The sequence below is a fragment of the Stackebrandtia albiflava genome (genome assembly GCF_007994225.1).
Taxonomy (GTDB): domain Bacteria; phylum Actinomycetota; class Actinomycetes; order Mycobacteriales; family Micromonosporaceae; genus Stackebrandtia; species Stackebrandtia albiflava.
This window is the reverse complement of sequence record NZ_VLLL01000005.1, coordinates 1,386,599-1,402,807: the sequence shown is the minus strand read 5'-3', so window position 1 is coordinate 1,402,807 and position 16,209 is coordinate 1,386,599. Positions and strand designations below refer to the sequence as shown.

General features: G+C 69.4%; 16 protein-coding genes. 2 read left to right on the top strand and 14 right to left on the bottom strand.

What is annotated here, in order from left to right:
* Positions 1–78 precede the first annotated feature (78 nt).
* From coaBC to pyrR, 11 genes are all read right to left on the bottom strand, one after another.
* Entirely contained in the window at positions 79–1,290 is a 1,212-nt protein-coding gene (gene coaBC / locus LX16_RS07275; RefSeq protein ID WP_147134982.1) for a bifunctional phosphopantothenoylcysteine decarboxylase/phosphopantothenate--cysteine ligase CoaBC, read from the bottom strand.
* 25 nt (positions 1,291–1,315) lie between these two features.
* Positions 1,316–1,591 (bottom strand): DNA-directed RNA polymerase subunit omega, encoded by a 276-nt coding sequence (gene rpoZ / locus LX16_RS07270; protein WP_147134979.1) that lies wholly within the window; start codon positions 1,589–1,591, stop codon positions 1,316–1,318.
* A gap of 6 nt (positions 1,592–1,597) precedes the next feature.
* Positions 1,598–2,236 carry a guanylate kinase gene (gmk, locus tag LX16_RS07265; protein ID WP_147134975.1) on the bottom strand — a complete coding sequence of 213 codons (639 nt, stop codon included), beginning with the start codon at positions 2,234–2,236 and terminating at the stop codon, positions 1,598–1,600.
* 20 nt (positions 2,237–2,256) lie between these two features.
* A complete protein-coding gene (mihF, locus tag LX16_RS07260) occupies positions 2,257–2,580 on the bottom strand; it encodes an integration host factor, actinobacterial type (RefSeq protein ID WP_147134972.1) in 324 nt (107 codons plus the stop codon).
* 168 nt (positions 2,581–2,748) lie between these two features.
* Positions 2,749–3,663, bottom strand: coding sequence for an orotidine-5'-phosphate decarboxylase (gene pyrF / locus LX16_RS07255; RefSeq protein WP_147134969.1), 915 nt, complete (start codon positions 3,661–3,663; stop codon positions 2,749–2,751).
* Entirely contained in the window at positions 3,656–4,753 is a 1,098-nt protein-coding gene (locus tag LX16_RS07250) for a quinone-dependent dihydroorotate dehydrogenase (RefSeq protein ID WP_147134966.1), read from the bottom strand. Before LX16_RS07250 ends, pyrF begins: the two co-directional genes overlap by 8 nt.
* 2 nt (positions 4,754–4,755) lie before the next feature.
* The gene (carB, locus tag LX16_RS07245; RefSeq protein WP_147134963.1) at positions 4,756–8,073 is read right to left on the bottom strand and encodes a carbamoyl-phosphate synthase large subunit; all 3,318 of its coding nucleotides are present in this window, start codon (positions 8,071–8,073) and stop codon (positions 4,756–4,758) included.
* 74 nt (positions 8,074–8,147) lie between these two features.
* Positions 8,148–9,446, bottom strand: a complete 1,299-nt coding sequence (gene carA / locus LX16_RS07240) for a glutamine-hydrolyzing carbamoyl-phosphate synthase small subunit (protein ID WP_147134958.1) — start codon at positions 9,444–9,446, stop codon at positions 8,148–8,150.
* Positions 9,447–9,489: 43 nt separating this feature from the next.
* Complete coding sequence (locus LX16_RS07235) at positions 9,490–10,788, bottom strand: dihydroorotase (RefSeq protein WP_147134954.1); 1,299 nt, start codon at positions 10,786–10,788, stop codon at positions 9,490–9,492.
* On the bottom strand, positions 10,785–11,714 hold the full coding sequence (locus LX16_RS07230) for an aspartate carbamoyltransferase catalytic subunit (protein WP_147134951.1): 930 nt from the start codon (positions 11,712–11,714) through the stop codon (positions 10,785–10,787). The genes LX16_RS07235 and LX16_RS07230 overlap by 4 nt, the downstream gene beginning before the upstream one ends.
* On the bottom strand, positions 11,711–12,286 hold the full coding sequence (gene pyrR, locus LX16_RS07225) for a bifunctional pyr operon transcriptional regulator/uracil phosphoribosyltransferase PyrR (RefSeq protein WP_147134948.1): 576 nt from the start codon (positions 12,284–12,286) through the stop codon (positions 11,711–11,713). The genes LX16_RS07230 and pyrR overlap by 4 nt, the downstream gene beginning before the upstream one ends.
* A 267-nt stretch (positions 12,287–12,553) precedes the next feature.
* Between pyrR and LX16_RS07220 the strand changes: the two genes are divergently transcribed.
* A complete protein-coding gene (locus LX16_RS07220; RefSeq protein WP_147134945.1) occupies positions 12,554–13,066 on the top strand; it encodes a transcriptional regulator in 513 nt (170 codons plus the stop codon).
* 186 nt (positions 13,067–13,252) lie between these two features.
* On the opposite strand, the gene LX16_RS07215 is transcribed toward LX16_RS07220, so the two are convergent.
* Genes LX16_RS07215 through efp form a run of 3 tightly spaced genes read right to left on the bottom strand, consistent with a single transcriptional unit; the run spans position 13,253 to position 14,657 of the window.
* Positions 13,253–13,645 (bottom strand): VOC family protein, encoded by a 393-nt coding sequence (locus LX16_RS07215; protein WP_147134942.1) that lies wholly within the window; start codon positions 13,643–13,645, stop codon positions 13,253–13,255.
* Positions 13,642–14,097, bottom strand: coding sequence for a transcription antitermination factor NusB (gene nusB, locus LX16_RS07210; protein WP_147134939.1), 456 nt, complete (start codon positions 14,095–14,097; stop codon positions 13,642–13,644). Before nusB ends, LX16_RS07215 begins: the two co-directional genes overlap by 4 nt.
* A gap of 2 nt (positions 14,098–14,099) precedes the next feature.
* Positions 14,100–14,657 (bottom strand): elongation factor P, encoded by a 558-nt coding sequence (gene efp, locus LX16_RS07205; protein ID WP_147134935.1) that lies wholly within the window; start codon positions 14,655–14,657, stop codon positions 14,100–14,102.
* Between the two features lie 304 nt (positions 14,658–14,961).
* On the opposite strand from efp, the gene LX16_RS07200 reads away from it, so the two are divergent.
* Positions 14,962–16,209 (top strand): CynX/NimT family MFS transporter, encoded by a 1,248-nt coding sequence (locus LX16_RS07200; RefSeq protein ID WP_147134932.1) that lies wholly within the window; start codon positions 14,962–14,964, stop codon positions 16,207–16,209.

The following is a 16,209-nucleotide window of genomic DNA, read 5'->3' as shown; positions in this document are numbered from 1 at the left end:
CGAGTCTAGCCACCACCGCGCGGGGGCTCGTCGTGGCGCCCGGGCCGGTCGGGTTCCGCGCACCGACCGAGACACTGCTCAGGTGAGCAGCGACACCACCTCGTCGAGGATGCGGTCGGCGATCTGGTCCTTGTCCGCCAACGGGACGGCCTCGGTAGTGCCGTCGGCGCGGACGAGGGTGACGGCGTTGTCGTCGGTGCCGAACGCCTTGTCCTCCCCCACCTCGTTCAGGACGACGAGGTCGGCGTTCTTGGCGGTGAGTTTGCGGCGCGCGTTGGCGAGCCCGTTCCCGGTCTCGGCCGCGAAGGCCACCAGCAGTCGGCCCGGCTTCTTGCGGGAACCCAGATCGGCGGCGATGTCGGCGTTCGGCACCAGTTCCAGGGTCATACCGGTGGTGTCGGTGGTCTTCTTGATCTTCTCGGTGCGGTAGCTCGCGGGACGGAAGTCGGCCGGGGCCGCCGCCATGACCACCACGTCGGCGGTCTCGGACGCGGCGAGGACGGCCTCGTGGAGCTGCGCGGTGGTGCCGACCGTCACCAGGTCGACGCCGGCCGGTGGGGGCAACGCGACGTTGGCGGAGACCAGGGTCACCCGGGCGCCCCGTGCCGAGGCCGCACGTGCCAGGGCGTGCCCCTGTTTACCGGAGGAACGGTTTCCGATGAAACGGACCGGATCCAGCGGCTCACGGGTACCTCCGGCGGTCACCACGACGTGACGTCCGGTGAGGTCGGGCGCGCGCGGCCCGCGACGCAGCAGGCGCACGGCGACCTCGAATATCCGGGCCGGGTCGGGCAGCCTGCCCTTGCCGGTGTCGGCTCCGGTGAGCCGGCCCACCGCCGGTTCGAGCACGATGTGGCCCCTGCGGCGCAGCACGGCGACGTTGTCGGCGGTCGCCGGGTTCTCCCACATCTCGGTGTGCATCGCGGGTGCGAACAGCACCGGCCCGCGCGTGGTCAGCAGGATGTTGGTGAGCAGGTCGTCGGCGCGGCCGGTCGCCGCGCGGGCCAACAGGTCGGCCGTCGCCGGGGCGACGACCACGAGGTCGGCCTGACGCCCGAGCCGGACGTGGGGCACCTCGTGGACGGCGTCGAAGACCTCGGTCGCGACCGGACGGCCCGACAACGCCGCCCAGGTGGCCTCGCCCACGAACCGGAGCGCCGCCGCGGTGGGGACCACGGTGACGCCGTGCCCCGACTCGGTGAACAGCCGCAGCAGTTCGCACGCCTTGTAGGCGGCGATACCCCCGGACACGCCCAGGACGATCTCGGGACGAGACGTGACGGTGTTCATCGTCGGGTTCCGGCCGGTTCGCGGTTCAGTCTTCCGAACCGGGCTCCAGTGGCTCGGTCACCAGGAGACCCTGGTCGATCTCGCGCAGCGCGATCGACAGTGCCTTCTCCTGGGGGGTCGTCTCGACCAGGGGCCCGACGTACTCCAGCAGGCCCTCACCGAGCTGGCTGTAGTAGGCGTTGATCTGACGGGCACGCTTGGCGCCGTAGATGACGAGCTGGTACTTCGATTGGGACTTCTCCAGCAGATCGTCGATCGGCGGCTTCGTGATGCCGATGGGGTCGGCGACGGTTCCAGACACGCGCTTTCAGCCCTCTAACACAGATTCGGAGATTAAACGGTTCGACGCCGGACAGGCCGCGGACGGCTCCGCCGGCGAACCGAGCAAGCCTACCAGCTCCTCGGTGGCCTGCTCGACGGACACGTTGACGATCGTGTGGTCGAACTCGGCCTCGGCGGCGAGTTCCTCGCGCGCCAACGCGAGACGGCGCCTGATGGTCTCGGCGTCCTCGGTGCCGCGTCCCTTGAGCCGCCTGACCAGTTCGTCCCAGCTCGGCGGCGCCAGGAAGACCAGTTGCGCCTCGGGCATGGCCTTGCGGACCTGCCTGGCCCCTTGCAGATCGGCCTCCATGATCGCCGGCATACCGGCCGCGAGCCGCTCCTCCACGGGGCCTCGCGGGGTGCCGTACAGGTTGTTGGCGTACTGCGCCCATTCCAGGAACTGACCGTCGGCCGCGAGCTTCTCGAAGTGGGCTCGCTCGTAGTAGTAGTAATGGAAACCGGGGATCTCGTCAGGCCGTGGCGAACGCGTGGTGGCGCTCACCGAGAACCATACCCACGGGTACCGTTCCCGAATGAGCGCCTTCACGCTGCCTTTGCCGACACCGGACGGCCCGGAGAGAACCGTCAGGCGGGCCGCCGTTGGGCGGTGTTCGTCAAAGCTCACGTGTTTGTTCTACCGGACGACTATGCGTCGTTGTCGGCGAACTCGGCAAGAAGAGCCTGCCGCTGGTGCTCTCCCAGTCCGCGCAGACGGCGGGTCTCGGCGATCTTCAGCTTCTCCATGATCTGCACGGTCCGCTTGTCACCGATGCCCGGGAGGGCCTTCAGCACGGCGGTGACCTTCATCTTGCCGGAGATGTCGTCTTCCGAAGCGGAGGCGAGGACGTCGGCCAGCGACAGCTCACCGGTCTTGAGCTTCTCTTTGAGCTCAGCGCGGGCCTTACGGGCGGCGGCGGCCTTTTCCAAGGCGGCAGCGCGCTGCTCAGGCGTGAGTTGCGGGAGCGCCACGGGGTCTCCTAGGGTGAGGTGATTGTCTATTAAGGACTATGTAGAGGGCCCGGCCGGACCGGTCCCTCCCACAAGCTGGATTAACAACCCAGCGCGGGAAACGTAACCACACGTCCAAAGGCGTCGCAACTTGGGGTCGCCACCTTGGTGGTGAGGTATCTTCCCAGGCTATCGCCCGATGGCCTTCCGGCACGCCTCCATGGCGGTCGCCGCAGCCTGCCTCAGACCAGGCAAAGCAGGCCCTTGACGAGCGATTTCCCTTGAGTACGAAGGGATCGCGGCTCCCGCCGCGGCGCCCAGCACCCGCCGCAGATCGCTCGGCTGCCCACCCTGCGCCCCCATGCCCGGCACCAGGATGGGGCCGTTGAGGCGGGACAGCTCGTGAGCGGTCTCACCGGTGGTCTGCGCGGTATGGGTGATTCCGTACGTCTTCTGCCGTCCCGCCAACTCGCTCTCCTCACGACAGCCGGTGATCGTCGCGCCGATGACGACGCCGAGCGAACCCATCGGTTCCGCATCGGCGTTCAAGCCACCGATCTCGTCGATCACCGCCTGCCCCACCGTGCGGCCGTCCTTGCGGCGGGCCTTCTGGACCTGGGCACCCTCCGCATTGGACGTCAACGCCAGGACGAAGACGCCCCGGTCGTGTGCCTGCGCCATGTCGAACAGCGGTTCGAGCGACCCGACACCCAGATAGGGGCTCGCGGTGACGGCGTCGACGGCCAGCGGCGAGGCCGGATCCAGATACGCCTGCGCGTAGGCGCGCATGGTCGAACCGATGTCACCGCGCTTGACGTCGAGCAGCACCAGGGCGCCCGCCTGACGCGACTCGGTCACGACCCGTTCCAGCAGGGCGATCCCCGCCGAACCGAACCGCTCGAAGAAGGCCGACTGCGGCTTGATGAACGCGACCTCGCCGGCGATCGCCTCCACCATGGTCAGACAGAAGCGTTCCGCGCCGGCGATGTCGTCGTCCAGGCCCCAGGCGCGCAGGAGCTGCGCGTGCGGGTCGATGCCCACGCACAGCGGCCCACGCTTGGCCAGTGCCCGCGCGGTGCGGGCGCCGAATGTCAGGTCAGCCATGGTGGCCTCCTCCTTGCGGACGGGGACGGGGGGATCGTGTCTGGTGGGAGCTGCGTCGGGCGGCCCTGGCCGCCCCCTTCACCAACCTCGGTCCAGAGTAGACCAGACCGGTGTAGAGCTGGACGAGACTGGCCCCGGCGTCGATGAGGGCGGCCGCGTGGTCGGGCGCGGTGATGCCGCCGACACCGATCACCGGAAGGCGACCGGACGTCTCCCGGTACACGAAGGACACGATGGAGCGGGTGATCTCCCGCAGCGGCCCCCCGGACAGGCCGCCCGGCTGGGCGGCGCGTTCCAGGTCGGAGGCCGCCACACCGTCGCGCCCGAGGGTCGTGTTGGCGGCGATGACACCCGAGACCCCGTGGGACAGGCAGACCTCCAGGGCCTGACCGATCGCGGTCTCGGTCAGGTCGGGGGCGATCTTGACCAGGATCGGCTTGGGGCGGCCACCACCGGCCAGGTGGACGCCCTCCTCGTACAGGGCGCGCAGGATCGTCGCCAGCTCGTCGGCGTCCTGGAGGTTGCGCAGCCCCGGCGTGTTGGGCGACGAGACGTTCACCGCGAAGTAGTCGGCGAACCGGTACAACTCGACGAACGACGCCACGTAGTCGTCGACGGCGCGGTCGAGCGGGGTCGCCTTCGACTTGCCCAGACTGATGCCCACGGGCACCTTCGGACGGGGCCCCGAGGCGAGCCGGCGGGCCAGCGCCTGGGCACCGTCGTTGTTGAACCCCATCCGGTTGATCAGGGCGTTGCTGTCGGGGAGCCGGTACAGGCGCGGCCGGGGATTACCCGGTTGGGCACGCCAGGTCACGGTGCCGATCTCCATGAACCCGAACCCCAGGGCCGGCCACGCGTGCAGCGCGACACCGTTCTTGTCCATACCCGCGGCGAGGCCGACGGCGTTGGGAAAGTCGATGCCGAACACCCGGCACGGGTCCCTGACCACGTTCAACCGGCTGAGCGCGTCCAGCAGCCACGGTTTGCCGCTGATCGAACCGAGCCACCCCAGGGTGCGCTCGTGCGCCACCTCGGGGTCACCTCGTCCCACCCGGTACAGGACCGGGCGGACCATCCGTCTGTAAAGCATTCCTATTCCTCGCTGAGAGCCGCGTGCAGCGCCTGTAGCGGGCGCACCGTCAAGTCACCTCGGATCATGGCCTCGATGCCCATGACGGCGGCGGCGGCCCCCTGGATCGTGGTGATGCACGGGGTGTCCACCACGACGGCGGCGCTGCGGATCTCGTATCCGTCGGTACGGACCCCGGTCGAACCGGCGGGGGTGTTGATCACCAACGCCAGCTCGCCCGAGCTGATCAGCTCCACGGTGTCCCGCAATGTCAAGTCACCGTCGGGATCGGTGTGACGACGCACCGCGGTGAACTCGATGCCGTGCCGCCGCAGCACCTCACCGGTGCCCCTGGTGGCGTAGACGGTGAAGCCCAGATCGACGAGCCGCTTGACCGGGAACACGACGGCGCGCTTGTCACGGTCGGCCACCGACACGAACACCTTCCCGGTGGTCGGCACCCCGCCGTACGTCGCCGCCTGCGCCTTGGCGAAGGCGTGTCCGAACGCGGTGTCGATGCCCATCACCTCGCCCGTCGACTTCATCTCCGGCCCCAGGAGGGCGTCGATGCCCCGGCCCTCCACGGTCCGGAACCGCTTGAACGGCAGGACCGCCTCCTTGACCGACACCGGCGCGTCGGCGGGCATGACACCGCCGTCACCGGTCGCGCGCAGCAGCCCCTCCTCACGGAGGGTGGCGATGGTGGCCCCGAGCATGATGCGGGTGGCGGCCTTCGCCAGCGACACACCGGTCGCCTTGGACACGAACGGCACGGTACGGCTGGCACGCGGATTCGCCTCGAGCACGTACAGCACGTCGTCCTTGAGCGCGTACTGGACGTTCAACAGGCCGCGCACCCCGATGCCGAACGCCAACGCCTCGGTGTGCCGCCGGATCTGGTCGAGGGTGCCGGAACCGAGCGTGATCGGCGGCAGCGCGCAGGAGGAGTCACCACTGTGGATACCTGCCTCCTCGATGTGCTCCATCACACCGCCTATGTAGACCTCACCGCCGTCGCACAGCGCGTCGACGTCGATCTCGATGGCGTCGTCGAGGAAGCGGTCGACCAGGACCGGATGCTCGGGGCTGATGTCGGTCGCCCGGGTGATGTAGGACTGCAGGTTGGTGTCGTCGTAGACGATCTCCATCCCGCGGCCGCCCAGCACGTACGAGGGCCGGACCAGGACCGGGTAACCGATCTCGGCGGCGATCGCCCTGGCCTCGGCGTAGGTGCTCGCCGTGCCGTGCTTGGGAGCCGGCAGTCCCGCCTTGGCGAGGATCTTGCTGAACGCGCCGCGGTCCTCGGCCAGGTGGATGCTGTCCGCGGGAGTCCCGACGACCGGCAGACCGGCCTCGGTCAGCTTGCGCGCCAGGCCCAGCGGGGTCTGGCCGCCCAGCTGGACCACGACGCCGACCACACCCGGGCCGCCCGCGGCCACCCCGCTGTCGTGCTCGGCGTGGTGCACCTCCAGGACGTCTTCCAACGTCAACGGCTCGAAGTACAACCGGTCGGCGGTGTCGTAGTCGGTGGAGACGGTCTCGGGGTTGCAGTTGACCATGATGGTCTCGAATCCGGCCTCGCGGAGCGCGCTGACCGCGTGCACGCACGAGTAGTCGAACTCGATGCCCTGGCCGATCCGGTTGGGCCCCGAACCGAGGATCATGACCTTCGGCCGGTCGCTGGGAGCCACCTCCGTCTCCTCCTCGTAGGAGGAGTAGTGGTACGGCGTGTGCGCCTCGAACTCGGCCGCGCAGGTGTCCACGGTCTTGTAGACCGGACGCAGCCCCAACCGGTGCCGGAGCCGCCGGACGCCGTCCTCGCCGGCGAACTCCGGACGCAACGCCGCGAGCTGCCGGTCGGAGAAACCGGCGCGCTTGGCGCGCCGCAGCAACGGGAGGTCCAGGACCGCCGCCGACTCCACCTCGTCACGCAGCTGCACCAGGGCGGCGAGCTGGTCCACGAACCAGGGGTCGAACTTCGACGCCTCGGCGACCTCCGCCACCGTCGCGCCCAGCCGCAGCGCCCGTTCGGCCGTGTAGAGCCGGCCGTCGTGCCCCTCCGCGAGCGACTCCAGGGTCGCGGCGAGCGTGACACCCTCCGGATCGGGCTTGGTCCACAGGCCCGGCATACCGGTCTCGGTGGACCGCATCGCCTTCTGCAACGCCTCACCGAAGGTGCGTCCCAGCGCCATCGCCTCACCGACCGACTTCATGGTCGTGGTGAGGGTCGCGTCGGCACCCGGGAACTTCTCGAACGCGAACCGTGGGATCTTGACGACCACGTAGTCCAGGGTCGGCTCGAACGCCGCCGGTGTGGCCCGGGTGATGTCGTTCGCGATCTCGTCCAGTGTGTACCCGATGGCCAACCGCGCCGCGATCTTGGCGATCGGGAAACCGGTGGCCTTGGAGGCCAGCGCACTCGACCGCGACACGCGTGGGTTCATCTCGATGACGACGATCCGGCCGGTCTCCGGATCGACGGCGAACTGGATGTTGCAGCCGCCGGTGTCGACCCCGACCTCCCGCAGCACCGCGATGCCCAGGTCCCGCAGCCGTTGGAACTCCCGGTCGGTCAACGTCATGGCGGGCGCGACCGTCACCGAGTCGCCGGTGTGCACGCCCATCGGGTCGACGTTCTCGATCGTGCACACGACCACGACGTTGTCACGGTGGTCGCGCATCAGTTCGAGCTCGTACTCCTTCCACCCGAGGACGCTCTCCTCGATGAGGACCTCGGTGGTGGGGCTCTCCGCCAGTCCGCTACCGGCGATGCGTTCCAGTTCCTCGGTGGTGTGGGCCATTCCGGATCCGAGGCCGCCCATCGTGAAGCTCGGACGCACCACCACGGGCAGGCCGAGTTCGGCGACCGTGTCGTGGACCTCCGCCATCGAGTGGCACACCGCGCTGCGGGGGACGTCACCCCCGGCGCGCTTGACGACCTCCTTGAACATCTGGCGGTCCTCGCCGCGCTGGATGGCGTCCACGTCGGCGCCGATCAGCTCGACACCGTACTTCTCCAGCACTCCCGCCTCGTGCAACGCCATGGCCGTGTTCAGTGCGGTCTGGCCGCCCAGCGTCGCAAGGATCGCGTCGGGACGTTCGGCCGCGATCACCTGCTCGACGAACTCGGGGGTGATGGGCTCCACATAGGTCGCGTCGGCGTACTCCGGGTCGGTCATGATGGTCGCAGGATTGGAGTTGACGAGGCTGACTCGGAGCCCCTCCGCCTTCAGCACCCGGCACGCCTGCGTTCCGGAGTAGTCGAACTCGCACGCCTGGCCGATGACGATCGGGCCGGACCCGATCACCAGGACGTGCTTGATGTCTTCGCGTTTAGGCACTGGCTCCCGCTTTCCTGCTCTGATGCGACGGGACCCCGACGGCCCCCACCCGATGGGATGTCACTGTGGAACGGTCAGACCGAGACACGCCGGCTCCCCTCGATCAGGTCCACCAGTCGGTCGAAGAGGTAGTCCGCGTCGTGGGGACCGGCCGCGGCCTCGGGGTGGTACTGCACGGAGAACGCGGGTACCTCCAGGCACTCCACGCCCTCGACCACGTTGTCGTTGAGGCAGATGTGGCTGACCCTCGCCCGTCCGAAGTCGGTGTCGAACTCCAGGGACACGGGGTCGGGCCGCGACATCGGCTCCATCCCGTCGGCGGCCGCGCCCTGCTCGGCGTTCGCGTCGGGCAGGCCCAACGCGCCATGCTTTCCGTTCGCGCCCGGCAAGCCGAGCGCACCACGCTTCCCGTTCGCGTCGGGCAGGCCCAACGCACCGTGCTTTCCGTTCGCACTCGGCAAGCCGAGCGCGAACCCGTGATTGTGCGCGGTCACCTCGACCTTCCCGGTGGACAGGTCTGCGACCGGCTGGTTGATGCCGCGGTGCCCGTACTTGAGCTTGTACGTGCCGAGGCCGAGTGCCTGGCCGAGCACCTGGTTGCCGAAGCAGATGCCGAACACCGGGACGCGGCGGCGCAGCAGTTCGCGGGTCACCGCCACCTGGTGGGAGGCGGTGGCGGGGTCACCGGGTCCGTTCGACAGGAACACCGCGTCAGGCGAGGACGCCAGGATCTCCTCCACCGTCGAGTGCGCCGGGAGGACGTGGGTCTCGACCCCCCGCCGCGCCATCCGGCGCGGGGTGTTGCGTTTGATGCCCAGATCCAGTGCCGCCACGGTGAAGCGTCGTTCGCCCTCCGCCGCCACCGTGTACGGCCGCGACGTGGTCACCTCGCCGACCAGGTCCGCGCCCGTCATGCCGGGCGACTCCAGGACCTTGGCCAGCAGGCGGTCGGGGTCGGTGTCGCGACTGGAGATGCCCACCCGCATGGCACCGCGCTCCCGCAGGTGGCGGGTCAGGGCGCGGGTGTCCACCTCGCAGATGCCGACGACGCCCTGCGTGGACAACTCGTCCTCCAGGTCCGCCGTGGCCCGCCAGTTCGACGAGATCCTCGCCGCCTGGCGGATCACGAAGCCCGCCACCCAGATGCGGCCGGACTCGTCGTCCTCGGCGTTGACACCCGTGTTGCCGATGTGCGGCGCGGTCATGGTGACGACCTGACGGTGGTACGACGGGTCGGTCAGCGTCTCCTGGTAACCGGTCATGCCGGTGGAGAACACGGCCTCACCGAAGGTCTCGCCCACGGCGCCGTACGCCTCACCGTGGAACACCCGGCCGTCCTCCAGTACGAGGATGGCGGCGGCTCGCCTTGTCATGTCGGCTCCTTGTCGGTTTCGGCGGAGTGGGGACGTCCGTGGGTCATGAGGCGGACTCCGTCAACTTGCCACCCAGCACCGTGGGGCGGCCGTGCAGGAACGTCGCGGTGACGACGCCCGGCAGGGTCATACCGGAGTAGGGGGTGTTGCGGCTCGGGCCGGCCAGCTCGGAGGGCACGACCGTCCATCGCGCCGCCGGATCGACCAGGGTCAGGTTCGCGGGTCCGCCCACGGCGGGATCACGCCCGTGCTCGGTGAGCCCCGCGATCCGGGCCGGGGTGCGGCTCATCCGCTCGGCGACACCGTCCCAGTCCAGGGCACCCGGTTCGACCATGGTGTGGATGACGATCGGCAGCGCGGTCTGGAGGCCGAGCATGCCCGGCCTGGCCGCCGACCACTCGCACTCCTTGTCCTCCAGGGTGTGCGGGGCGTGGTCGGTGGCGACCACGTCGATGATGCCCTCGGCCAGGCCCTGCCGGAGCGCGGCGACGTCGTCGGCGGTGCGCAGCGGCGGATTCACCTTGTACACCGGGTCGTAGGATCCGGCGAGCTCGTCGGTGAGCAGCAGGTGGTGGGGGCACACCTCCGCGGTGACGCGCCAGCCCTTCGACTTGGCCCAGCGCAGGATCTCCACGCTTCCGGCGGTGGAGACGTGACACACGTGCAGGCGGGAACCGACGTGCCCGGCGAGCAGCGCGTCACGGGCGATGATCGCCTCCTCCGCCACCGCAGGCCACCCGGCCAGGCCCAGCCTCGCAGATACCGCGCCCTCGTGCATCTGGGCGCCCGCGGTGAGGCTCGGCTCCTCGGCGTGCTGGGCGATGACCCCGTCGAACGCCTTGACGTATTCCAGTGCGCGCCGCATCAGCCGGGGATCCGACACGCAGTGACCGTCGTCGGAGAAGATCCTGACCTTCGCCGCCGAGGCCGCCATGGCGCCCAGTTCCGCCAGTTGACTTCCCGCCAGGCCGACGGTCACGGCGCCGATCGGCTGCACGTCCACGAGGCCGGCGTCCCGGCCGAGGCTCCACACCTGCTCCACGACTCCGGCGGTGTCGGCCACCGGATCGGTGTTGGCCATGGCGCACACGGCGGTGAAACCGCCCAACGCGGCGGCCCGGCTGCCGGAGGCGACGGTCTCGGCGTCCTCCCTGCCGGGTTCGCGCAGGTGGGTGTGGAGGTCCACGAGGCCGGGCAACAGGATCTGTCCGTCGGCGTCCACCACGGTGGCGTCGCCGGCCGCCAGATCGGCACCCATCCCGGTGATGCGTCCGGACTCCACGAGCACGTCGGCCCGTTCCCGTCCGAGGATCGACGCACCCTTGATCAGCCAACCGGTCATGCCATGCTTCCCTTCTCACCCGACAACAGCAGATAGAGCACGGCCATCCGCACCAGCACTCCGTTGGCCACCTGGTCGACGATCACCGAACGGGCGGAGTCGGCGACCTCGGCGGCGATCTCCATCCCCCGGATCATCGGACCGGGGTGCATCACGATCGCCTCGCCGGGCAGTCGCGCCATCCTCGCGGTGTCGAGACCGTACCGGCGGCTGTACTCACGTGCCGACGGGAAGAAGGAGTCGTTCATGCGCTCCCGCTGCACCCGCAGCATCATGACGACGTCCACCTTGGGCAGTACGCCGTCGAGGTCGTAGGAGACGTCGACGGGCCAGTCGGTGACTCCGACCGGCAGCAGCGTCGGCGGCGCCACCAGGGTGACGTCGGCGCCGAAGGTCGTGAGCAGGTGGACGTTGGAGCGGGCGACCCGGCTGTGCAGGACGTCGCCGACGATCGCCACCCGCAGTCCCTCCAGCCGTCCCATGCGTTCCCGGATGGTGTAGGCGTCCAGGAGTGCCTGGGTGGGGTGCTCGTGCGTGCCGTCTCCGGCGTTGACGACGCTTCCGTCGAGCCACTCGGTCAACCGGTGCGGAGCGCCGGAGGCGGAGTGGCGCACCACGACGGCGTCGGCCCCCATCGCCTGGAGGGTGAGCGCGGTGTCCTTCAGGCTCTCGCCCTTGCTGACACTGGAACCCTTGGCGGAGAACGTGACCACGTCGGCGGACAACCGCTTGGCGGCGGCCTCGAAGGAGACGCGGGTACGGGTGGAGTCCTCGTAGAAGAGGTTGACGACGGTCCGGCCGCGCAGGGTGGGCAGCTTGCGCACCTCGCGGCCGGTCATCGCTGCGGCCATTCCCCGGGCGGTGTCGAGGATCAGTGTGGCGGTGTCGCGGTCGAGGTCGGCCGCCGACAGCAGGTGACGGTTCACGCCGCACCTCCCGACAACAGCACCTCGTCGGTCCCGTCGTGCTCCTTGAGGTGAACGGAGACGTTCTCGCTGGCGGCGGTGGGTATGTTCTTGCCCACGTAGTCGGCGCGGATCGGCAACTGCCGGTGCCCCCGGTCGACCAGGACGGCCAGTTGGACCTGGGAGGGACGGCCGAGGTCGTAGAGGGCGTTCAACGCAGCCCGGACGGTGCGGCCGGAGTAGAGGACGTCGTCGACCAGGATGACCCGGCGTCCGTCGACGCCGTCGGCGGGGACGTCGGTGGGGCCGAGTGCCCGCGCGCCCCGGATCCGCAGGTCGTCGCGGTAGAGGGTGACGTCGAGCGCGCCGTGTGGGATCGTCGCGCCCTCGAAGGCGGCGATCCGTTCGGCGAGCCGGCTCGCCAGGGGGACGCCGCGCGTGGGGATTCCCAGCAGCACCGTCTCGGCCGCGCCGCGCGTCTTCTCGAGGATCTGGTGGGCGATACGGTCGATCACCCGGGAGATGTCCGAATCGGACAGTATCTGTCGGGCCGGCCGGGTGTCTCCGGCCTGGTCATGGGCAGGCTCTGCCACCTTGACCTCCTTCTCCGCCTCACTGGACGGTCCGTTAAAGAATGGTCGCGCAGAATGCTACCCCGGACCGGTTGGCGCCAATGAGCCAGATCAACCCAGAGTAAGGGGGTTTTCGCACGCTATCGCCCTTTTTGGGGGTGAAATCCCGTCACGCATAGTGAGAATTGTGCCCACCCCCACTTGCACCGGGTTTTGGCATCGCCTAGAGTCACGCTGCGTAGCCAGAAAACGGTTACGTCCTATCCCCCATCACCTGGAGTACATCGAATGGCTTCGTCACCCGAGTACGCGAAATTCCTCGGTAACCGTCTGCGGGACATCCGTATCCAGCAGGGTCTCTCCCTGCAGGGTGTGGAGGACAAGTCGGGCGGCAAGTGGAAGGCCGTCGTCATCGGTTCTTACGAGCGTGGCGACCGTGCCATCACGGTGGCTCGACTGGCCGAGCTCGCGGTGTTCTACCGCGTCCCGGTCGCGGAACTGCTCCCCGACGGCGCGCCGCTTCCGGTGGAGCCGGGCAGCAAGCTCACCCTTGATCTCGCCGCCCTGTACGACCACAGCTCTCCCGAGCTGACCCACGTCGCACGGTACGCGCGTGGTATCCAGCAGCGCCGGGGCGACTACAACGGCCGGATCCTCTCGATCCGGGCGGACGACCTGGCCGCTCTGGCGATCATCTACGACACCACCCCGTCCCAGCTGCTTGAGAAGCTCAGCGAACTCGGCGTCCTGATCTCCGACCCGGCGAAGTTCTTCGCCGAGTTGAAGGAGAACGCGGAGTAACGCGCGCTCGCGCGGATCGATCCGGCTACCCGTCACCCCACCGGTCGGACCTCCGTCCCCGCCCGGAGCCGGGTAGCCGCCGACACACCCCGTGACGCGGCGTACGCGACGGCCCCTCGGCCCAGCACACCCCCGTGACGTGACACCGCCCCGCCGGGCGCATACCCGGCGGGGCGGTTCGTGTGTTCAGCGCGTGTAGAACTCCAGGGCGATCCCGTCGGGATCCCGGAAGGCGATCAGCTCACCGGTGGAACCGGCCACGACCTCCGACCTCGCCACGCCGGCGTCGTCGAGGCGTCCCGCCCAGCGCCGCAACGCCTCCCCGTCGGAGACGGCGAACGACAGGTGGTCGAGTCCGCTGCGGAACTCGCTGAACGGTCCGGCCTCGGCGCGGTCACCGTGGGTCACCAGGACGAGCAGGAGCTCGCCGTCGCCGCGCAACACCGCCTTCTCCATGCCGTCCTGCCTCCCGCGTCGCACCGGTGCCAGGCCCAGCACGCGCCCGTACCAGTCGATCGAACGGTCGAGGTCGGAGACGGTGAGCGTCACGTGATGGAACCCGAGACCGTCCGCGGTCACGACGCCCGCCGGCGTCCGTCGAGCCGGGCCACGCTCTGCAGGACCGCGTTGATGAAGCCGGGCGAGTCGTCGCCGCACAGCACGTCGGCGATCTTCACCGCCTCGCTGATCACGACCGCGTCGTCCACCGCCTCGTCGCCGTGGCGGAGTTCGTACGTCGCGACCCGCAGGATGTTTCGGTCTACGGCGGCGATGCGGTCGAGTTCCCAGCCCTCCAGGCAGGCGCTCACGGCGTCGTCGATCGCGTCGAGGTCGGCCGCGACGCCCTCGACCAGGGTCATCGTGTACTCGGGGATGCCGGGCATCTGCGGGTCACGCATGGCGAGCAGCCGCCTGGCCTCCAGGATCTCGCGGATCGGCCTGTCACGCTGCTCCGCCTCGTAGAGGACGTCCACCGCGCGCTTGCGTGCCTTGCGGCGGGCGGGGAACGCCGCCAGGGATTTCTCCGACACGGTTACGCGCGGCTCATGTACTTGCCGTCGCGGGTGTCCACCTTGATCTTCTCACCGTTGGTGATGAACAGGGGCACCTGCACGTTGGCTCCGGTCTCCACGGTGGCCGGCTTCGTGCCGCCGCTGGAGCGGTCGCCCTGGAGGCCGGGTTCGGTGTGGGTCACCTCCAGTTCCACGGAGGCGGGCAGCTCGATGTACAGCGGGGTGCCCTCGTGGATCCCGACGGTGACCTCCGCCTCGGGGAGCAGGAAGTTCTTGGCGTCGCCGACGGTCGCGGCGGGTACGCCGATCTGGTCGTAGGTGTCCATGTCCATGAAGATGAAGTCGTCGTCGGTGGCGTACAGGTACTGCATGGTGCGCTTGTCGACGGTGGCGGTCTCCACCTTGGTGCCCGCGTTGAACGTCTTGTCTACGACCTTGCCCGACAGCACGTTCTTCAAGGTCGTGCGCACGAACGCACCGCCCTTACCGGGCTTGACGTGCTGGAACTTCACCACGGTCCACAGCACGCCGTCGAGGCTGAGCACCATGCCGTTCTTCAGGTCGTTCGTGGTTGCCATGTGTGTTGGGATCTCTCTCACGTGTGGGTCGGTCAGTACCGTGCCGGGCCGCCGGAGGCGGCGGGATCGCCACCCGGACCGTGAAGTGCCGGACTGTGGAGGTGGGCGGGCGACGAACAAGTGTAACGGCCGACGCCGGGCCACCGTGCGCCAGGCGCCGCCCCCCACGCACGGGGGTTAGGTCTCCCACACCTCGGCCATACCCGGAATCGACCGGACCGGACCGGGGTTACATTGGCCTGTCGTGGCTGCCACCGCTGGACGGTGCCCTCCCACCCCACCCGCTAGTCTCGCGAAGGTCTTCATGTCGGCGGTATCCACCCAGGTCCGCGCTCGGCGGCGCGACACCCTCCCACCCGCACTGTGGCTCGTCGTCACGGGCCTCCTGCTCGCGGCGCTGAATCTGCGTACGGCGGTCACCAGTATCGGGCCGCTGCTCGCCGAGATCCAGGCCGGGTTGTCCACCAGTGCCGCCATGGCCGGGGTCCTCACCACCCTGCCCGTCATCTGCTTCGCCGCGTTGGGCGGTGTCACGCCCGCCCTGGTACGGCGCTTCGGCGACCGGATCGTCCTGTTGACCGCGTTGGGCGCGATGGTCCTCGGACTGGTCGTCCGGTCGAGTGTCACGTCGGTGCCGGTCTTCCTGCTCGCCAGTGCGGCGGCGCTGGCCGGAGGCGCGGTCGGCAACGTCGCGATCCCCACGATCGTGAAGCGGTACTTCCCCGACCGGATCGGCCCGCTCACCACCGCCTACTCGACGTCGCTCGCGGTCGGGGCGATGCTGGCGGCGGCGGTTACCGTACCGGTGGAACAGGCCAGCGGCGGCGACTGGCAGCTCGCGCTGGGTGTGTGGGTGGTTCCGGCCCTGGTCGCGATGGTGCCGTGGCTGCTGCTGCGCCGTCCGCCCGCGCCACCGTCGCACACCGCGGTGCCCGCCGCGCCCGCCCGGGTGCGCGGCATCGGGCGCAGCCGGCTCGCGTGGATGATGCTGGTGGCGTTCGGCTGCCAGTCCTTGATCGCGTACGTGATGTTCGGTTGGCTACCGGAGATCATGCGCGACCACGGCTACTCCTCGGCGGAGGCCGGCGTCATGCTCGCGGTGTTCACGGGCATCAGCATCCCGATCTCACTGGTGATCCCGGTGCTGGCCGCGAGGCGGCCGACCCAGCGGGGGATGATGCTGTTCCTGGTGTCCGGTTACCTCCTGGGCCTGCCGGCCATGTGGTGGGGAGGCAACGCGGTGGTCACCTGGGTGGGCCTGGTGCTGACCGCCGTCGCGATGGGGACCTTCCCACTCATGTTGACGCTGTTCGCGCTGCGTACCCGCACCCCCACGGGCACGGCCGCGCTGTCGGCGTTCGCGCAGAGCGGCGGTTACCTGATGGCGGGTGTGGGCCCGCTCCTGGTCGGCGTCCTCTTCGAGGCGACCGGCAGTTGGACCCTGCCGTTCGCGCTGTTGCTGGTGACGGCCGTCGTCTACGCCGTGGCGGGCTGGACCACCACCGGCCCGCACCACCTGGAGGACGAACTGCCGCCGGAGACCGCCGGTTGA